Source organism: Flavobacteriales bacterium (assembly GCA_016716605.1).
Classification (GTDB): Bacteria; Bacteroidota; Bacteroidia; order Flavobacteriales_F; family PHOS-HE28; genus PHOS-HE28.
In genome coordinates this window covers 232,273-251,182 of record JADJWA010000002.1, presented here as the reverse complement: position 1 = coordinate 251,182, position 18,910 = coordinate 232,273, and the positions used below count along the sequence as shown (strand labels likewise).

Here is an 18,910-nt window from a genome sequence, read left to right as displayed (position 1 = left end):
TCAGATCTTGATGCCCATGAAGGCCATGAATGCCATGCCCATGAGGCCGGTGATGATGAAGGTGATTCCCAGTCCGCGCAAGGGAGCGGGCACATCGCTGTAGCGGATCTTCTCGCGGATGGCGGCGATGGCCACGATGGCCAGGAACCAGCCCACGCCGCTGCCCAAGGCGAAGCTGCTGGCCTCGGCGATGTTGCTGTACTGCCGCTCCTGCATGAAGAGCGCGCCGCCGAGGATGGAGCAGTTCACGGCGATCAGCGGCAGGAAGATGCCCAGCGCGCCATAGAGGGCGGGCGCGAACTTCTCCACCACCATCTCCACGAGCTGCACGATGGCGGCCACCACGGCGATGAACATGATGAACGACAGGAAGCTCAGGTCGATGGTGGCGAAGTCCGCCCCGAGCCACGAGAGCGCGCCCTGCTTGAGCACATGGTTCTCCAGCAGGTAGTTCACCGGCACGGTGACGCCGAGCACGAAGATCACCGCGGCTCCCAGGCCCACGGCCGTCTTCACCGTCTTGCTCACCGCCAGGTACGAGCACATGCCCAGGAAGTAGGCGAAGATCATGTTCTCGATGAAGATCGCCTTGACGAAGATGTTTACGAGGTTCATGGCGCTTCGTGATTAGGCCTGCTCAATGAGTTTCGTATTCCGTGCGCGCTGGATCCAGATGATGATGCCCACAAGGACCAGGGCCATCGGCGGCAGGATCATCATGTTGTTGTTGAAGTATCCGATGCCGCCATCGCCGTAGAGGCTCTCGGGGATGATGCGCAGGCCCATGATGCTGCCGTTGCCGAAGAACTCGCGGAAAAGGGCCACCACCACCAGGATCCAAGCGTAGCCGAGGCTGTTGCCGATGGCATCCATGGCGCTGGGCAGCGGCTTATTGCCCATGGCGTAGGCCTCGAAGCGGCCCATGATGATGCAGTTGGTGATGATCAGGCCCACGTACACGCCCACCTGCTTGCTCACGTCGTACACGTAGGCCTTCAGGATGATGTCCACCAAGGTCACCAGCCCGGCGGCGATCACCAGCTGGGCGATGATGCGGATGCGGCCGGGGATCATGTTGCGCAGCGCGCTGATCACCATGTTGCCGGCGATCAGCACGGCCATCACGCTGATGCTCATCACCAGCGCGTTCTCCACTTTCACGGTGATGGCCAGCGCGGAGCAGATTCCGAGCACCTGCACCGTGATGGGGTTGTTGTCGTTGAGCGGATCGACGATGAGCTTGCGGTTCTTCTTGCTGAAGAGCCCTTCGGCGGGTTTGGCCGGTGCAGCAGTGGCGGTGCTCATGGGTTCACAAGGCTGGTAGAGGTGGAGTCGGCCGTGAGGCTGTCGGTGGGCAGCGCTTCCATGGCCGGTGGCGGCGGAGGCGCAACCACTGATTTCAGATACGTATCATACACGGCCAAGGTGCGCTTCAGCATCTCATGCACGCCATCGCTGGTGATGGTGCCGCCGCTGATGCCGTCAACGCCGTGCGGGTCGGTGGTCCCTGTGCCGCCCTTGTACACCTTGATGCTGGTGTAGGTGCCATCATCCTCGGTTATCGTCTTGCCGGGGAACTGATCATAGAAGACCGGTGTCGCGATCTCCGCGCCCAGGCCCGGTGTCTCGCCCTTGTGGTCGAAGACGCTGCCATACACGGTCCGGCCATCGCTCTCCACGCTCACGTAGCCCCAGATCGGCCCCCAGAGGCCGGTGCCCACCATGGGCAGCACAAAGAGGTCCTTCCCATCGGTGCTGGCCTTGTACACCGGGTACTTCATGTCCTCGGCCTTCACCACGTTGGCCTTCCAGTCCTTGTATTGCTTCAGCACATCCAGGCCGAAGGCATCGCCATCGGTGGGTTTGCCATGGGCATCCACCAGCAAGGTCTCCTTCACGAGTTCCTTGTACTTCTCCGGCGCTGCATCGCGCTCCACCTTCACCTTCATGCTGGCCAGGATGTTCTGCATCTTCTCGCGCCGCACGTTCTCGTCGTAGGCGGGCTTCAGCGCGAGAAAGGTCACCGCCAGCACGGTGCCCACCACCGCCACCAGCACGCTGGCGAAGATGAAGGTGAACGAATTGCTGTTCTTGTCGAAGGCCATGGCGTTCGGTTAGGCGGTTTGCAGCGCAGCGCGCTTCAGGCGGCGCTTGATGTTGGCCTGCACCACATAGTGGTCGATCAGCGGGGCCATCACGTTCATGAAGAGGATGGCGAGCATCATGCCTTCAGGGTAGGCCGGGTTCACCACGCGGATGAGGATGGCGAGCAGGCCGATGAGGAAACCGTAGATCCACTTGCCGGCATTGGTCTGCGTGGCGGTCACGGGATCGGTGGCCATGAACACCAGGCCGAACATGAAGCTGCCGAGCATGAGCTGGTGCAGCACCGGGATCTGCATGTAGGCGTTGTCCACCTGCGGGCCCACCCAATTGAAGATGCCGGCCATGGCCGCGCCGCCCAGGAAGGTGGCCGCCATGATGCGCCAGCTGCCGATGCCGGTGATGATGAGGATGGCCGCGCCGATCAAACAGGCGAATGCGCTGGTCTCGCCGATGCTGCCAGCCTCGAAGCCCCAGAACGATTGCATCATGGGCGTCACCTTGTCGATGGCGCCGCTGGCGGCATGGCCCAAGGAGGTGGCGCCGCTGAAGCCATCCACCAGCTTCTGTCCTTCTTCGAGGCCCGTGTTCACCCACACCTTATCGCCGCTCATCTTGGTGGGGTAGGCGAAGAAGAGGAAGGCGCGCGCGGTGAGCGCCACGTTGAGGATGTTCATGCCGGTGCCGCCGAAGACCTCCTTGCCGATCACCACGGCGAAGGCGGCGCCCACGGCCACCATCCAGAGCGGGGTGTCCACGGGCATCACCAAAGGGATGAGCATGCCGCTCACGAGATAGCCTTCTTGGATTGGATGGCCCTTGATGCTGGTGAAGAGGAACTCGATGCCGAGGCCCACGCCGTAGCTCACCACCACGATGGGCAGCACCTTGATCGCACCGAAGAGGAACTTGTCCCAGAAGCCGTCGCCCAGCTCCATGAACTGCCCGAGCGCCAGGAAATGCTGATGGCCCACGTTCCACATGCCGAAGAGCAGGCAGGGGATCATGGCCGTGATCACGATGCTCATGGTCCGCTTCAGGTCGATGCCATCGCGGATGTGCGCGCCCTTTTCGGTGGCGTGCCCGGGGGTGAAGAGGAAGGTCTCCAGGCCGTCGAAGACCCAATGGAGCTTCTCGAGCTTGCCGCCCTTGGCGAAGGTGGGCTTTACCTTATCGACGAGGTTCCGCAGCGCTTTCATGCCGATCGCTCAGGTGGTTTCCTTCTTCAGGGCATCCAATCCGGCGCGGACGATGCTCTGCGAATTGATCTTGCTGGTGCAAACGAACTCGCATAGGGCGAAGTCCTCCGGCGCCACTTCATAAAGCCCCAGCTTCTCCATTTGTTCGATGTCGTTGGCCAGGATGGCCTTCAGCAGGTGAACGGGGTAGATGTCGAAGGGGAAGACCTTCTCATACTGGCCGCTCATCACGAAGGCGCGCTCCTCACCATTCTGGTTGGTATCGGGCGCGTATTTCTTGCCCGGCATGAGCCAGGTGGGGAAGCTGCGGTTGGCGCTGAAGGTGTTGAAGCCCGGCGTGGCCCAGCCATCGGTGGCGAAGAACTTGGGGGTATCGCCTTCCGGGAGCAGGGTCACCTGTCCGTGGTAGAAGCCGAGGAAGCCATCGGCGCCCACGGTCGTTCCCGTGAGGCAGTTGCCGCTCACCACGCGCACCTTGCCTTCAACGCTGCCGATCAGGTCCTTCACGGGCGCGCCGATCACGGTGCGCACGTACTTCGGATTGCGCGCCTCACTGCCGGTGATGGCAACGGTGCGCGAGGCTTCGAATCGGCCCTGGCGGAAGAGGCGGCCGATGAGGATCACATCCTGCACGGACACGGTCCACATTAGATCGCCCTTGTTGATGGGGCTGATGGCATGGATCTGCACGCCCACGTTGCCCGCCGGGTGCGGACCGCTGAAGCTCTGGCGCACCACGCCTTTGGCATCGAGGAATTCGCGCGCGGCGGTCTTGTCGCTCACGCCCAGATGCAGCTTGCCCTTGGTGAGCTTGGCCAGCGCATCGAGGCCGGTCTGGAAGTCGGCGCCGTGGTTGCGCACCACCAGATCAAGGTCCGGGGCCAGCGGCGCGCTGTCGAAGGCGCTCACGAAGATGGCCTTGGGCTCCTGGGCCGGATTGGCCACGATGTCGTAAGGGCGCTGCGTGATCACCGGCCAGGCACCGCTCTTGAGCAGCTTCTGGATGATGGTCTCGCGGTTCATGGTGCTGGGCTCGCCGGTGCCGAAGTCCTCGTACTGCGTTTGGGCATCGGCCAGGATACGCACCTCGAGCACCTTGCGCTTCTCGCCGCGAAGCACATCGGCCACCTCGCCGCTCACGGGGCTGGTGCAGAGCACGCGCTCGTTGTACTTGTCGGAGAAGAGGGGCGTGCCCGCCTTCACCTTGTCGCCGGGCTTCACCAGCACCTTGGGCACAAGGCCGTGGAAATCGGTCGGTTTGATCGCGATGACCTTCGCGGGATCAGCCTGCACCAGGACTTTCTCTGCTTCGCCCTTCAGGCGGATGTCGAGTCCTTTGCGGATCCGGATCGTGTTGGACATGCTGCGTGTACCCCTTCCGGAAGGGCGCGGCAAATGTAGTCGCGCACCTTTCGCCTCCAAGTTCGCGGTGCGGTGCCGGAACTCGCGGGTTTTCAACAGCCTTGCGATGCTCGTTTATTCCTTCAGCGCGCCACCAGCACCTTCACGCTCATCGGTGCCCGCAGGCCGGCACCGCTCACCTGAAGCATGTAACTGCCTGATGCAAGGCCCGCCGAGTTCAACGGTGCGCGGCCACCTTCGGCTAGCACGGCCTCGGAGCGCACCATGCGGCCCGCGGCATCGAGCCATGCGAGCTTCAAAGGGCCGTTCAGGTCCGCGTGCGAGAGCCAGCCCGAAAGGTCCAATGGCAGCGGTGCGATCCGCATGGGAGCGCTCGCGGCGGAAGGTGCTGATGTGATGATGTTGGGCGAATCGTGATAGCGCTTGAGCGGATTGGGCAGTGAGCCGACCACGTCGGCACAGATGAAGCTATCGTGCACGTAATTGCAGAGGGGGGCTGCCAGGTCAGGCGCCATGATCACCCCGAGCGTGTCGGAGCGGTTATTCCTGATGCGGTAAACGCGGCCATCGATGGCTGCGGCAAGCTGCTGACGCCGGGTCAAGTCGAAGGTGGGGCCTTGGATGTAATCATGCACCACGCTGCGGGAGCCAGCTACATCACCGGCTTGCAGGTCGTACTGCACCAATGTCTCATGCACACCGATGCCTTGCAGGAAGGTGTGCTCGAGCACATAGAGGAAGCGACCCGATGGACTGAACTCGAGGCCTTCAACACGCGGGCTTGGCAGATTCAACCAGTAGCTCAGCACGCCTTGGGCGGAATCAAAGGTGTATAGATCCAAATTCAGGGTATCGATCGCGTAGTCATTGCTGTTGCTCGGCCGCATGCTGATAGCGATGACCGAACCATCTTCAGAGGGAACGGCCAAGCCATGATTCCTGGTTGAAGGCCTGATTGGCCCCGCATTGCTAACGGAAGGGACCGCCTCAGCGCCGCCGCCAGAGATTCGGAATGCGTGAAAGGCATTCCCTCCGAGCGGTTGGGTCACCATCCAATAGTCTTCGCCATTCGCATGCGGTGTACAGAATATCCAACGGGCCACATCTTCGGTGACCCATTGGGTCTCCGGCTCCATGGATGAAGGCAATTGGCCAGGAGGACCCAAGTCCATGCGCACGAGGCCTGCTCTGTAAATCGTCGGAGAAGTGCCCAGCACCCGATCGAGATAGGCGAGGAATGCCCCATCCGGCAGGCCGGGCACCGGGATGAACAAGGCGTTCACTCGGCCAGCCCCCGTGCCGGAGATGAACAGGTCCATGGATTGGCCTGGGATCATATCGCCGTTTGCGTTGAACACGTTGTAACCCGCCGCAGCGGTGTACCCGACAAAGGCCTTTAATTGACCTGCGGTATCGCTGATGCACGCATAACGGTCAATCGAATTCGAAGCATTGGCCACCGCGTTGCCCGAAGCGAACTCAAGGTGATTGCGCCAAAAGAGCCAATGTGCGTTGCGCTGCTGCCCATGGCCATTCAAGCAAGCCAAGCCCGCCATTGCGCTCATGAGCGCCGGGCCGAGGAGATTAACCTGTGAGTTCATGCTCAGTAGTACTCGACCCTGAACTCACGATCGCCATTCCCGGCGGTGTACCAGACGCTGTTGCACTCGAAAACGGTATTCGCCGTATCCTCGCAATACGAGCTGCCTGAAGGATCGGTGCTACTGCATTCACATGCGATCTTGGTGAACTTCAAGAACTTCTCTGGTGGTGCTACGATAGGCACCATGGAATTCGCAGGAACGCATACCCACCAGTCTGAATGCGGGTCGACGCCCGGGCAGGGTGGATACAGCCAAATGTGAACCTGAACGTGGAAATCCTCATTGGTGAAATTGTACAACTCGATGTCCTGAGCGAAGCCGGTAGATGCCGTCGACATTAGAGTGAACAATGCAACAATGCGCAGTGTGTTCCCAGTCGCAGCTCTAGCGCGCTGCGCGATGAGTGAGGCTAAGTTGGCGAGAGGCGAGAGGCGAGAGGCGAGAGGCGAGCATGAGTTTCATGGCTTTGGGGTTTTGGAGGGATGAAGGTATAGCCGGCCAATCCCGATTCCAAGCGGGCTGAGGCGAGCCAATGGCTTCGAGCAAGGCTACTTTCGCCGCATGCGTGAATGGCCGATCGCCGTGTGTGTGCTGCTGGGCTGCGCGGGTGCGACGCCCACCGCTACAAGCGGCACAGCGGATCCAGATTATTACCGCCCTTCGGAGACGCTCACGCCCGACCGCGTGTACAGCCCCACCATCCGCACGGTGCAATGCTTCAAGGCGGGCTTCGAGCTGGCGGCGCCCATCATCGAGCTGGGCAGCAACGAGCAGGTGGTGCTGCGCTTCGACGACCTTGCGCCGGACATCGAGGACCTCTCATACACGCTGGTGCATTGCGATCACGCGTGGCAGCCATCGGACCTTCCGGTGGGCACTTATGTGGAAGGCGCCGGCAACGCCTACCTGCCGCCGGGCCGCCAGAGCTACAACACGCTGCAGAACTTCATCCACTATGAATTGGTGCTGCCCAATATGGACATGCGGCCCATGCGCAGCGGCAACTACCTCATCAAAGTGTACCGCGGCGGCGATGAGGAGGACCTGGTGCTCACGCGCCGCATGCTGGTAATGGAGCCGGTCACCAGCATCAACGCCCGCGTGGCGCCCACGCGGCAGGTGGATCTGCGCGATGCTGCGCAGCAGGTCGACCTCACCATCAACACCAACAACCTGCCGGTGCAGGATCCTTTCGGCGAGCTGCATGTCACCATCCTGCAGAACTTCCGGTGGGACGATGCCCGCACCGGCGCGCAGCCCCGCTTCGTGCGTGGCAGCGAGCTGGTGTATGATTTCCCCGATCAAGCGCTCTTCATGGGCGGCAACGAGTTCCGCAACTTCGACCTGAAGGACCAGCGCTTCATCACCAACCGCATCGAGCGCATCGTGCCCGGCTTGGGCCAGCGCGTGTACGATGCCTGGCTGCTGCCCGAGGCGCCGCGCACCATCCGCCGCTACAACAGCCAGCAGGACATCAACGGGAAATACCTCGTGCGCAACGACATGGTGGATGGCGACCCGCTCGGCGCCGATTACTTCAACGTGCATTTCGTGCTGCCCATGGAAGCGCCCCTGATGCAGGAGCCCTACGTGTACGGCCAGCTCAGCGATTGGCAGTGCCAGCCCGCCTTCCGCATGCAATGGGACGCGGAGCGCAAGGCCTACCATGCAGCGATCCTGCTCAAGCAGGGCTTCTACGACTTCAGCTATGTGACGCTGGCGCGCGAGACCGGCGCGGCCGATATCACCACCGTCGAAGGCAGTCACTTTGAGACGGAGAACGACTACACGGTGCTGCTCTATTTCACCGACCGCATGCAGCGCCTCGATCGGCTGGTAGGGGTGAGGTGGGTGAACAGCCGGCGGTAGCGCCTAGCCAACTTATCGCAAGGATCCATCCCTGCCGCTTGCTTTTCCACCAGATGGCACACCGAGCGGTGAAAGTGCGGGCCGGTTAATCAACCGCCAGCACACATGCCAGCGTGCCCCCATTCAGCTTGCGCGTCCCGTAACCGCGCTCCATGCGGTTGGTCGGGTTCACCGCATCGCCACAAATGGTGCAGGCGAATTACCTCACGCCCACGATGCTGGCGACAACCAGGCGAGAGCCGGTAGGTCGCCATGGTCCAGCACATGCACAGGACAGCGGTCCCGCGGATGCCTGCCTGCTGATCAACGGCCGTGGCAAAGCCTGAATGAGCCGGTCCCATGCGAACGATACCTTTATCGCAAACGCTACCGACCCATGCGATACCCGTCCGCGCTCTTGCTGCTCCTGATCGTCCAGGGCGCATCCGGCCAGCTACCAAGCTATGTGCCCACCACCGGGCTGGAGGCGTGGTACCCGTTGAATGGCAATGCCGATGATCTGAGCGGCAACGGGAACCATGGCAGCGAATACAACACCACACTGACCACCGACCGTGATGGGGTGGCGAATGCGGCATACTCCTTCAACGGGGTGAACAGCTACATCGATTGCTACAATTTCCAAGCGGTCGTGAACATCCCGCAGCTCACGGTCTCGGCATGGTTCCTTTCGCTCGGGAACGTTTCGTAGTCCCGGATCATCTCCAAGGAGCATTACTTGGACAACGCGGACGGCTGGCACATCGGCTACTCGTCCGGCAGTGGCAGCGACCTGGAGGTGAACATGAGCAGGAGCATGTCAGCCGGCGGCGTGTACGATCAGGTGCCCATCACCAACGGGGTGTGGTACCATGTGGCCATGGTCTTTTTCGGTCCGGGGACCACGGAGATCGAGCGCTTGAAGATGTACCTCAATGGTGTGGAAGTCCCATTGGACTATTACTCACCGATGCCCGACTTCACCTCGACAGCGGTCTATCCGCTTCAGATCGGCAATAACTATGGATTCGCCTCCGTGGGCCAATGGAATGGAAAGATCGACGACGTGGGCATCTGGACCACTGCGTTGACCGAGCAGCAGATCGTCGACCTGTACACCGCACAGGACCTGAACGTCGGCATCGCCGAGCAGGATCGGCATGCATTCCGGATCGCTCCGAACCCGGCGGCCGATGTGGTCCACCTCACGGGCGATCCCTCCTATTCCGGTTCCGTTGACATCCTCAACACGCTGGGCGAATTGCTGTCGTCCGTCCCGTACAACCGGCATATCGACGTGGCCGGGCTACCGGAAGGCATCTACCTGCTGCGCGTCGAAGGGCCTGATGGACCGGAGGTGCTTCGTTTCGTGAAAGCGTGAACGCGCCGGAGTGCCTGGTGATGGTCGCCGTACCGGGTTAGCGAGCTTGATCACCCCTGCGGCTTGCCGTATGAGATCAGAGCTTCGGCTAGCCGGTCGACAACTTTTCCATGGATCGATGCTGGCGGAGCGCATGGCGGTCGCTGCGCAGCTCGGGGACCCAGACCGCAGCAGGGCAGGGGGCGCAGGTTTCTGCGAAGCCCCGTGAGACGAGGCGAAATGCACAGTGCATCTGAAGAACCGCGGAAGTGCGCCCCGCGGAGCGATCACGAACGTTGCACCCGGGACCACGCCCTGGATACCACTGGCGATCGTCAACGAAAGTTATGGCGGCTCTATTCGGAATATGGTCACCTTTGATGTCAAACCAGCTCCGATGAGAACGCTCACTACCCTTGCCCTGCTGTGCGGAACCGTGATCGGTTCATCGCAGACGCTCGAACTTGTTCCGGTCTTCGGCACAGGTGGTATTGTCACTGCGGATGTGGCGGCGGCGGAGGACAACCTGAAGGCCCATGCGCTGATGCCCGATGGGCGCTTGATCCTGGCAGGCGATGGCTACGATCTGGGCACCAACTCCATTCATATCACGATGGTCGCCATCGATCCGGTTTGCGGCGCGCTCGACCCGGGTTTCGGGAGCGCAGGCACGATGAGCCACATCTTTGAGCAACGCACGCGCTGCACCAGCATCGCTGCCCAGCCCGATGGCAAGATCGTGGGCTGCGGCATGATCGCACCGAACAACTTCGGCAGCGAGCAATGGCCCGGAGTGTACCGGTTCCATGGCGATGGTGCAGTGGATACCAGCTTCAATCACACCGGATACCATCGACTTCAATTCGGCGCTGGAGCAGCGGACTTCAATAAGGTGTTCGTGAATCCAAATGGAACCATCACCTGTGCGGTGGCTTCATTCCCCGGCCAGCTCGGGGCCATGCGATTCCTTGAGAATGGCGCGTTGGACACCACTTTCAACCAGACCGGCATCACAGCTGTGCAATTGCCCAATTTCGCGCTTTCCGGTTTGGGCTGCGGCGTGATGCTGCCCGATGGCTCCGTGATCTCCATCGTCACTGGCTTCAACGGTGTGGACTACATGCTGATGCTCGCGAAATTCGATGACGAAGGCACCCCGGACCCCGCCTTCGGCGTTAACGGCCTTGTGGTTGGGACCGTGCCGATGAGCGCAATCGGCAGGCTGGGTGCGGCTGTGGAGCCCAGCGGCGCGATCCTGGTGAGCGGCATGCGGACGAGTTCGGATATCGCCGTCGTTGCGCGCTTCTTATCCGATGGCAGCCCGGACCCCGGCTTCGGCACCGGTGGCTACAGTGAGATCACCAATACCGGAGGAGTTGGCAATGGCGTGGCGCTCCTGCCCGACGGCAGCACCTTGCAGTTCGGTCGCGTGAACAACCTTGGCGGTCTCGCCAAGCGCGATGCGAATGGACAGTTGGTGGCATCCTTTGGCGCAGGCGGGCTATTGGGCGTCAGCGCCGGTTTGCCCGGCATCCAAGTATTCACCGGCGGCGGTCCTCTGCCCGATGGACGGATCATCGCGTATGGCGATCAGGACATCAACACCGCCTATATCGCCAAGCTGACAGAAGACCCCGTAGCAGACGGCTTACCGGTCATCAGCCTGATCGGCTCAGACCTCGTCACCACCGGAGGTGGCGATATCCAATGGTACCTGGACGGCTCACCGATCGGCGGTGCGAACGGCATGACCCATACGCCGCTGGTCAACGGATCCTACACGGTCACGCTCACGCTCTCGCCGAATTGCGTCTTCACGTCCGATCCTTACATCATGCTCTCCGCTGGCGTGGAGGAGCAGCTATCGGACGGGATGCATGTGTTGAACAACCCGGCGAGCGAGGTTTTGTCCATCATGAATGGGGCACGATTGACACCGTACAGGCTGGTTGACCACCACGGCAGGATCGTCGCCAGCGGCATGTTACGCGCCGGACTGAATGAGGTCGGGCTTCGCGGAATGGCCTCCGGCGTTTACCATTTGCTCACTCCAGCGATGACCACGGGCACGCGCGTTGTTGTGCGCTGACCCTTCGATCGGTTCAGCAGCAGGCCAGTCCTTCTAGGAGCCTGTTTCGGATCACTTGAACGAAGGACTCCGATGCGATTGTTCGATCAGGTGCAGCCGGGAAATCATCGCGTAGCAGCCTGCCCCGGTCTCAGAACCGGGGGTGTCTCCGGGATCATTTTTCGGCGAAGCATGGGCGAAAAGAGACCGGAGGACGAGTTTGAAGAGATTCCCAATAGGCTCTAAGTCCATGAGCCGCAGCAGCCGGGGCTTCTTTGCGCTACTGAACGCACCTTTAGCGCATGAACCCGTTCCGATTCCTGCGCTTGCTGTTCAAGGGTCCCACCCCGCAGCTGATGGCCGCGCAATTGCGCAAGCCGCACGGCTTCATGGCGCGCAAAGTGGGCGAGCGCATGAACGCGGCGAACCGCTCGCTCTACGAGGCCGCTTGGAAGGCGCTCGACCTGCGCGACGGCATGAGCGTGCTCGAGATCGGTTTCGGCAATGGCCTGTTCTTCGGCGACCTCGCGCGCCAAGCAAAGGCCTTGCGCTTGCACGGCCTCGACTTCAGCAAAGAGATGGTGGAGCAAGCCACGGAGCGGAATGCGGAACTCATCGCATCCGGCGCCTTGTCGCTTGCTCATGGGCCCAGTGACCGCATGCCGTTCGCCGACGCATCATTCGATCGGGTCTTCTGCATCAACGTGGTCTACTTCTGGGACGATCCGGGCAGCCACCTGCGTGAAGTGCGCCGCGTGCTGAAACCGGGCGGAACATTCACCGCCGTGCTGCGCACGCGATCGTCCATGGAGAAGATGCCTTTCACGGCATTCGGCTTCACGAAATACGAAGAGGCCGATTGGGAGCGCGTGCTGCGCGCCCATGGTTTCACGCCTACCGGCACCACATTGCTGCGCGAGCGGGAGATCGAGTTCGCTGGAGCGCGGTTCACGCCGGAGAGCCTGGTGATGACGAGCGTTTGAGGAATCGGCCATCGCGGGCGCCGCCGCCTGTCGCTTGGGCTACATTCGCCGCCCGCATGAAAAACATGCATTCCCAACACCAACCGATCATGACCGTACGACACCTCCTTCTTGGATTCGCCCTCGCCAGCACCACCTTCCTCTCCGCGCAGAAGAAGAATGTGGCCGTTGTGACCTGCTATGTGGACAAGTACATCGACACGTCCGATCTGAACGGCGATGCTTCGCTGGCGGCAGGCGTGGCCACGTTGGCAAAGGACGACCGCTTCGACCTCACCTCCGTGCTGGCCAAGTTCCACGATGATTTCTTCGGCCTGTACGCCAAGGAATTCACCTTCGACTTCGTGCCGGAGGCGGACGTGATCGGCAATGAGCAGTACAAGGCCTTCGTAAGCAAGTTCGGCGAGAGCGATCAGGACGGCAGCCGCCTCATGGACGGTTCCCTGCCTTACCCGGGCTACAAAGTGCTGATCCCGAATGCGCTGAAGAAAGAGAACAGCAACAAGATGAAGATGCTCGAGATCTTCAAGGGCAAGGCCGATGGCGTCATGTTCATCAACCTCGGTTTCAAGTTCCAGCCCAAGGTGGCCGTGGGCGGCATGGGCACCGCCGGCGTAGCCGCCGTGATGAACATCATGCTCTTCAACAGCGAAGGGGAGAAGGTCTTCAACTTCGTGGAGTACGCCCCGGCGAAGAAGTCCGTGGCCATGGTGAAGGGGATCCCCGTGATGGACCTGGACAAGCTCAAGCCCCTCTGCGAGGAGGCCGCTGAGAACCTGATGAAGGACATGCAGGAGAAGATGCCCAAGCTGATCAAGAAGATCGACAAGAAGTTCTGATCGATCGGGACGTTCATGCGAAGGCTGCCCATGGGGCAGCCTTCCGCATTTCAGGGGGCCTGAGTCGCAGGCATCGGTTCGCGCACCATCCGCGATGCCGCCCAACCGTCCGTCTCCAGTGAAGCAACGCGGGGCCGCGTTCATCGCATCTTCAAGGCGTGAGGCATGCACAGCTCCTACCCGCAGCCCTGCTGCTGATGCAGGCGCAAGGGCAGAACCTCGTTCCGAACGGGGACTTCGAGACCTTTTCGCAATGCCCCGATTACGTGAGCCAGATCGACCGCGCCACGGGGTGGTCGCGCCCCACCAATGGCACCAGCGACTACTTCAACGCTTGCCTCGGTGTTCCCTTCAGCATGAATGTGCCGGACAACCAATCCGGTTATGAGCCGGCCCGCAGCGGCAATGGCTACGCGGGCTTCTATTGCTTCTATTCCACCACGCCGATCACCGCTGCACCGGACAACGACCACGAGTACGTGACGCGCGCACTCGATGAGCCGCTGATCCCCGGGGCCACCTATGCGGTGGAGTTCTTCGTGAGCCTCGCCGATGTCTCGAAGTACGCGGTGAATGACATCGGTGCGCTGCTGAGCACGCAGGCCCCTTACCGCGCCGACGAATTCGCGATCACGGCCACGCCGCAGGTCACGAACACCTCGCTCGTGATGCTCGATCAGAAGAACGGCTGGACGCGCATCCACGGCTGCTTCGTGGCCGATTCGGCATTCGCATACATCACCATCGGGAACTTCCGCGATGGCGCGGCAACGGTGTTCACGGAGGTGCCCACGAGTTTCCCGCTCACCTTCTACAGCTATTACTTCGTGGACGATGTGAGCGTGCAAGCGGTCGCAGCGCCGCAGCTCGGGCCGGACATCAACGCGTGCGATGCGGTGACGCTGGCCGTGCAGGATCCTGTCGATGGCGCCACCTACACCTGGTCCACGGGTGAAGAAGGAACCTCCATCGTGGCCGACAGCGCTGGCGTGTACAGCGTTCGCCAGGACCTCAACGGATGCATCGTGTCCGATACCATCCTTGTGCATCTCGCAGAGCCCTTGCAACTCCACCTGCCCAACGATACGGTGGCCGATTTCTGCGCGGACCCCTTGCTCGTGCTCGACCCGGGCCCCTTGCCGGTGAATTCTTCGGTGAGCTGGTCCACCGGCGCGAGCACGGCGGCGATCGCGGTGCAACAAGCGGGGATCTATACCGTGCAGGTATCGGCACCGGAGCATTGTCCGGCAACGGCCTCCATCTTGGTGGCAGATGCTTGCGCCTCGCCGGTGTTCGCTCCGAATGCCTTCACCCCGAACAACGACGGCATCAACGATCGCTGGCAACCGCTGTGGATGGCCAACCCGGGCGCCACCTTGGAACTCACCGTCTACGATCGATGGGGAGGGCGCTCTTCACGGCCACGGGGCGCGATGCGGCTTGGGATGGCACTGCGCAGGGATCACCGGTGCCCGACGGGGTGTACGCCTGGCGCGGACGAGCACGTGATCGCTCCACCTCCATGGATCTCCAGATCAGCGGGCACGTGTGCCTGATCCGTTGATATCGCCGATCATTTCGAGCATTCCGCGCGTGGATCATCGCCGTCATTGCCTTCTTCCTCGGCGATCACCAAATTCGTCCCATGCGCACTGCATTACTGGTCATTCAAGGCTTCCTTGCGCTGAACGCCATGGCTGGCGGCCTGCTGCTGATGCTGGCGCCTGATGGATCGCTGCTTCAGCTGCCGCGCGACTTCATGCACAGCACGCTCTTCGCCGACTTCTTTTGGCCTGGAGCTGTCCTCTTCGGAATGCTGGGTGTTGGCCACTTGGTCGGCTTTGTGCTGACCGTTCGTCGTTCCCCCATCACGGCGCACGCGGCGCTGATCCTGGGTGCCATCTCCTTGATCTGGATCGGTGTACAAGTGCTGATGACGGAGCTCTTCTGGTTGCAAGGGCTCATCGCGGGGGTTGGGGCTGGTGGAAGTGATTGCCAGCCGGCGGGTCACAGCAGCCTGAAGCCTTCTGATTGCAGCTCTTGCCTATTACCGCCCATCAGCACATTGCTGCAGGTGCAGGGCTTCAGTTCCTTGTTCACGCCCGCGACGCTCAACTGTATCGACCGTTGTTGCGCGGCTGCGTTCGCCGATGACCACCTTTCTTGGGATGACCGAGCCTTGATCGGCGCCACAGGAGGCGTCGGCGCTGGCGGACGAATGCCCGGTGGTGCAATGTTCACCGGTGGCTGCAACCGGATGCCTGCCTAAGCGGATGGCCGCGGAAGGTCCCAGGGCTTCACGTGGCTACCGGGAATGCGGGCAGGACGCAGGCTCTCGAACCGCTGCTGGTCCAAACGGTCCATCTGCTCCAGTTGGTCGGCGTGCAGCTTGCCGTGGTCAACGAAGGTGATGAGCTGCGCCACCTGATGCGGCACCACCCAGGTGCCGATGATGTAGCCTTGGGTAATGCCCACGCGCACGTCGTTGCCATCGAGGTTGTACTCGGTTCCGAAGGACATGTTCTCGCGGATGAACTCCTTCAGACGGACAAAGCCATCGCCCGTTGGGTTGAATCGTTTCGCGTACTGCTCCAGCACGTGGTGGCTGATATGGTAACTAACGCCATCCTGCATGATGCGCGCGGCCCGGTAGTAGCCATCCGTGCCACGGTACCACACGAAGGGAGCGATGCTGAGCGCCTTCTTGGCGGGCAGTATGGCGATGAGCCAGTTGTTCCCCGCATGCGAGCGGTACCCGAAGAGCTGGGGCTCCATGCGCAAGGACTTATCCACGCGCATGCGCCGTTGTAAGCGCGCAATGGGGTCCTTCATCTTGTTCCACATGGCGGGCAGGTCGCTATAGGCTTCGCGCACCACTTGCTCCGGGCTATGTGTTTGAACGATCATGGGATCGCGGCCTTGAACGGCCCATGGGGAACCGGGGTTCCAGCATTGAGCGCTGGCGCTGGGGGCTTGGTGGGCTGGGAGGGGCCAAATACCAGTCATGATGGACTGTACCCACAGGCTACGCCCAGATGCGGGGGCACAGAGTAGCCGTAGCTCGGTAACGAAGGTGATGAGGCCGTACTTTTGAGCATCATGGACATTCAGGCCCTGAAACTTGAACTGGTCGAAACGCTCGTGAACACGAACGATGCGAGCGTGCTCACCAAGGTGAAGCGCCTGCTGGAATTGCTCCGGGCGAGGTCAGCGCAGACCAAGGAGGAACATGACGAGGACCTGATCGCTGCGGCCAGCGTCTTGGTGCAGCAGCGTATGGCGAGGACGAGCCGGACATCAGTGGCTTGGTGCTGAAGGAGCCGAACCCGAACTACGGGAAATGAAACCCGGCGATGTGGTTCGCTGGACCTTCGTTCAGGGCGACGGCCAGCGCAAGATGCGGCCTGCCGTCATCCTCGGCGCCGTGCCTCCGTTCAACGACTGGCTGGTTTGCGCAGTGAGTTCCCAGGTGCAACGCGCGGTGAAGGACTTGGACGTGGTCATCGACGCCAGGCATCCGGACTTCCACCGGACCGGCCTGCGCATGGAAAGCGTGGTGCGTGTCGCGCAACTCACCACCCTGCCTGATCGGGTGGTGCAAGGTGCCATGGCGAAGTCTCGCCGGGCACGCTCCGCGAGATCAAGGAGCGCCTGCGGAAGTGGCTGGGCTGAGGATCCTGCTTCCCGAACATCTCCTCCCGATGCCACTCCAGGTATTCGGCCTTTGGGCCAGCGACCTCCGACGGAATGGTCAGTGGCTTGCATTCGCAGGTCTTGAAGTGCTGGTCCATGGTTGCCCCGGATGAACTCCGGGGCAGGCTAGCGGAGTGGTCGCCCCGGATGACCCCGGAGTTTAATCCGGGGCAGGGCAGGCTGGCGAAGAGGCGCACCCCGGATCGCAGGCCGGGGCAGGCTCTCTCTTCCACCAGGTCGGTGAGCTCTTCGATGAGGAAGGAGCCTTCGCGGGTTCTCGTTCTTGGCCAGGCCATCTATCTTTGAAGCACCATGTCACTCGACATCAAGCGCAACCAACAGGATGAGTTGGTGATCGCACTCAAAGGCGGGTGGGACACCGATAAGGTGCAACGCGTGCTCGACTACCTCAGGCATCTGGAACTCCTCAAAGGATCCAGGGCGACGCAGAAGAACATTGACGCGCTGGCCAAGGACGCCAAGAGCAACTGGTGGCGCAAGAACAAGAAGCGCTTCCTGCCGTGAAGCTGGTAGTGGACGCCAACATCCTTTTCAGCGCGGTGTTGAGCAAGGATGGTCTGGTCGCCGAGACGTTCCACGAAGCACCTGCGGCTTTCACGCTCATAGCACCATCGTACATCACAGAGGAGCTTGTGCGCTTGCGCCCGAAGATGGCCAAAAGCGCGCGTAAGTCGCTGGCCGAGATAGAAGCCTTGCAACGTTGGGCGTTGGCGCGGGTGAAGCTCGTGTCCGAAGACGTGATCGGGAGCTGCACCGCGTCGCCTCCTCATCCGCGACCTGCCTCCCGGCGTGCGGCTTCCGGGTGCGCGCCGTGGGTGCCGCCGGTCTCGGGGCCATGAGCATCGTGATGCGGTCGCGGGTGTACGGCTAGAACCTTCTATGATGCACCGGCGTTCAACCGGTCGCTTATTCATCATCTCCTGTTTTCAGCGTTGGGGCCTTCGGGCCTTTCGTTGTTATGGGGCATGGAGGTCAACAGGCGATGCGGCAGGCTGCAGAGCGGTCGGGTAGTGGATAGCCGGAGGCTAGCGGGCTTCGGCGCACGTGGGGCGCGGTCGCAGGCCACACCCGAATAAGGAAAGTCTTGTGACAGGCTAAGCGGTGGGCGGTGGCAGGTCCCACGGCTTCACCTTGCGACCGGGTGTGCGGGTAGGCCGCAGGCCCCTCCGCCCGTTGTTGGTCCAAACGGTCCATCTGCTCCAATTGCTCTTGGAAGAGCTTGCCGTGGTCCACGAAGGTGATGAGTTGTGCCAGCTTGTGGGGTATCACCCATCTGCCGATGATGTAGCCGTGCTTCACGCCTACGCGCACCTCGTCATTGTCCAAACAGTACTCCACGCCGAAGTCCATGTTCTCGCGGATGAACTCCTTCATACGGGTGAGGCCGTCGCTGGTACGGTTGAAGCGGGCCGCGTACTGCTCGAATACATGGTGGCTGATGTGGAAGCACACGCCATCACCTACGATGCGTGCCGCCCGGTAGTAGCCATCCTCGCCGCGGTACCACACGAAGGGGGCGATCTGCAATACCTTCTTCGAGGGCAGCATGGCCACCAGCCAGTTGTTCCCCTCGTGACTGCGGTACTCGAACAACTGCGGCTCCATGCGCAGGGACTTATCCACGCGCATCCGCCGCTGCAAGCGTTCAATGGGCCGCTTCAGCTTGTTCCACATGGCGGGTAGGTCGCGAAAGGCTTCGCGCACCACCTGCTCCGGGGTATGTGATTGAACGATCGTGGCTCGCGGCCTTGAACGAACAACGGGGAATGGGGTTGCTTGGTATGGGGTATCGGGCGGTTCAGCAGACGCAGGGTCGACGACGACGGGAGA

Annotated in this window: 21 protein-coding genes; 12 read left to right on the top strand and 9 right to left on the bottom strand. The window is 61.6% G+C overall.

Going from position 1 to position 18,910, the window contains the following annotated elements; translation table 11 throughout:
- From nqrE to IPM12_16050, 7 genes are all read right to left on the bottom strand, one after another.
- Positions 1–615, bottom strand: coding sequence for an NADH:ubiquinone reductase (Na(+)-transporting) subunit E (gene nqrE, locus IPM12_16080; protein ID MBK9149323.1), 615 nt, complete (start codon positions 613–615; stop codon positions 1–3).
- A gap of 12 nt (positions 616–627) precedes the next feature.
- Positions 628–1,305, bottom strand: a complete 678-nt coding sequence (locus tag IPM12_16075) for an NADH:ubiquinone reductase (Na(+)-transporting) subunit D (protein ID MBK9149322.1) — start codon at positions 1,303–1,305, stop codon at positions 628–630.
- The gene (gene nqrC, locus IPM12_16070) at positions 1,302–2,105 is read right to left on the bottom strand and encodes an NADH:ubiquinone reductase (Na(+)-transporting) subunit C (protein MBK9149321.1); all 804 of its coding nucleotides are present in this window, start codon (positions 2,103–2,105) and stop codon (positions 1,302–1,304) included. Before nqrC ends, IPM12_16075 begins: the two co-directional genes overlap by 4 nt.
- A 9-nt stretch (positions 2,106–2,114) precedes the next feature.
- The gene (locus IPM12_16065) at positions 2,115–3,302 is read right to left on the bottom strand and encodes an NADH:ubiquinone reductase (Na(+)-transporting) subunit B (protein MBK9149320.1); all 1,188 of its coding nucleotides are present in this window, start codon (positions 3,300–3,302) and stop codon (positions 2,115–2,117) included.
- 9 nt (positions 3,303–3,311) lie between these two features.
- A complete protein-coding gene (locus IPM12_16060) occupies positions 3,312–4,664 on the bottom strand; it encodes a Na(+)-translocating NADH-quinone reductase subunit A (protein MBK9149319.1) in 1,353 nt (450 codons plus the stop codon).
- 122 nt (positions 4,665–4,786) lie between these two features.
- The gene (locus tag IPM12_16055) at positions 4,787–6,265 is read right to left on the bottom strand and encodes a hypothetical protein (GenBank protein ID MBK9149318.1); all 1,479 of its coding nucleotides are present in this window, start codon (positions 6,263–6,265) and stop codon (positions 4,787–4,789) included.
- 2 nt (positions 6,266–6,267) lie between these two features.
- The gene (locus IPM12_16050; GenBank protein MBK9149317.1) at positions 6,268–6,606 is read right to left on the bottom strand and encodes a hypothetical protein; all 339 of its coding nucleotides are present in this window, start codon (positions 6,604–6,606) and stop codon (positions 6,268–6,270) included.
- A 223-nt stretch (positions 6,607–6,829) separates the two neighbouring features.
- Here IPM12_16050 and IPM12_16045 point away from each other — a divergent pair, with 223 nt between their 5' ends.
- The 8 genes from IPM12_16045 to IPM12_16010 all read left to right on the top strand — a co-directional run bounded on the left by IPM12_16045 (position 6,830) and on the right by IPM12_16010 (position 15,635).
- A complete protein-coding gene (locus IPM12_16045; protein MBK9149316.1) occupies positions 6,830–8,137 on the top strand; it encodes a DUF5103 domain-containing protein in 1,308 nt (435 codons plus the stop codon).
- A 376-nt stretch (positions 8,138–8,513) separates the two neighbouring features.
- A complete protein-coding gene (locus IPM12_16040; GenBank protein MBK9149315.1) occupies positions 8,514–8,828 on the top strand; it encodes a hypothetical protein in 315 nt (104 codons plus the stop codon).
- Between the two features lie 27 nt (positions 8,829–8,855).
- A complete protein-coding gene (locus IPM12_16035; protein MBK9149314.1) occupies positions 8,856–9,497 on the top strand; it encodes a T9SS type A sorting domain-containing protein in 642 nt (213 codons plus the stop codon).
- A gap of 376 nt (positions 9,498–9,873) precedes the next feature.
- Complete coding sequence (locus tag IPM12_16030; protein ID MBK9149313.1) at positions 9,874–11,565, top strand: hypothetical protein; 1,692 nt, start codon at positions 9,874–9,876, stop codon at positions 11,563–11,565.
- Between the two features lie 281 nt (positions 11,566–11,846).
- On the top strand, positions 11,847–12,527 hold the full coding sequence (locus tag IPM12_16025; protein ID MBK9149312.1) for a class I SAM-dependent methyltransferase: 681 nt from the start codon (positions 11,847–11,849) through the stop codon (positions 12,525–12,527).
- A gap of 89 nt (positions 12,528–12,616) precedes the next feature.
- The gene (locus tag IPM12_16020; GenBank protein MBK9149311.1) at positions 12,617–13,366 is read left to right on the top strand and encodes a hypothetical protein; all 750 of its coding nucleotides are present in this window, start codon (positions 12,617–12,619) and stop codon (positions 13,364–13,366) included.
- A 158-nt stretch (positions 13,367–13,524) separates the two neighbouring features.
- Positions 13,525–14,922: a gliding motility-associated C-terminal domain-containing protein gene (locus IPM12_16015; GenBank protein ID MBK9149310.1), complete on the top strand. Its 1,398-nt coding sequence runs from the start codon at positions 13,525–13,527 to the stop codon at positions 14,920–14,922.
- An 89-nt stretch (positions 14,923–15,011) separates the two neighbouring features.
- Complete coding sequence (locus IPM12_16010) at positions 15,012–15,635, top strand: hypothetical protein (GenBank protein ID MBK9149309.1); 624 nt, start codon at positions 15,012–15,014, stop codon at positions 15,633–15,635.
- Here IPM12_16010 and IPM12_16005 read toward each other — a convergent pair.
- Positions 15,632–16,273: a hypothetical protein gene (locus tag IPM12_16005; GenBank protein MBK9149308.1), complete on the bottom strand. Its 642-nt coding sequence runs from the start codon at positions 16,271–16,273 to the stop codon at positions 15,632–15,634. The genes IPM12_16010 and IPM12_16005 overlap by 4 nt on opposite strands.
- Before the next feature lie 192 nt (positions 16,274–16,465).
- On the opposite strand from IPM12_16005, the gene IPM12_16000 reads away from it, so the two are divergent.
- The 4 genes from IPM12_16000 (at position 16,466) to IPM12_15985 (ending at position 17,919) form a co-directional block, all read left to right on the top strand.
- Positions 16,466–16,681 carry a hypothetical protein gene (locus IPM12_16000; protein MBK9149307.1) on the top strand — a complete coding sequence of 72 codons (216 nt, stop codon included), beginning with the start codon at positions 16,466–16,468 and terminating at the stop codon, positions 16,679–16,681.
- 25 nt (positions 16,682–16,706) lie between these two features.
- Complete coding sequence (locus IPM12_15995; protein MBK9149306.1) at positions 16,707–17,144, top strand: type II toxin-antitoxin system PemK/MazF family toxin; 438 nt, start codon at positions 16,707–16,709, stop codon at positions 17,142–17,144.
- Positions 17,145–17,371: 227 nt separating this feature from the next.
- Complete coding sequence (locus tag IPM12_15990; GenBank protein ID MBK9149305.1) at positions 17,372–17,584, top strand: hypothetical protein; 213 nt, start codon at positions 17,372–17,374, stop codon at positions 17,582–17,584.
- Entirely contained in the window at positions 17,581–17,919 is a 339-nt protein-coding gene (locus IPM12_15985) for a hypothetical protein (protein ID MBK9149304.1), read from the top strand. Before IPM12_15990 ends, IPM12_15985 begins: the two co-directional genes overlap by 4 nt.
- Before the next feature lie 133 nt (positions 17,920–18,052).
- Here IPM12_15985 and IPM12_15980 read toward each other — a convergent pair whose 3' ends face one another.
- Complete coding sequence (locus IPM12_15980) at positions 18,053–18,754, bottom strand: hypothetical protein (protein ID MBK9149303.1); 702 nt, start codon at positions 18,752–18,754, stop codon at positions 18,053–18,055.
- Between the last annotated feature and the right edge of the window lie 156 nt (positions 18,755–18,910).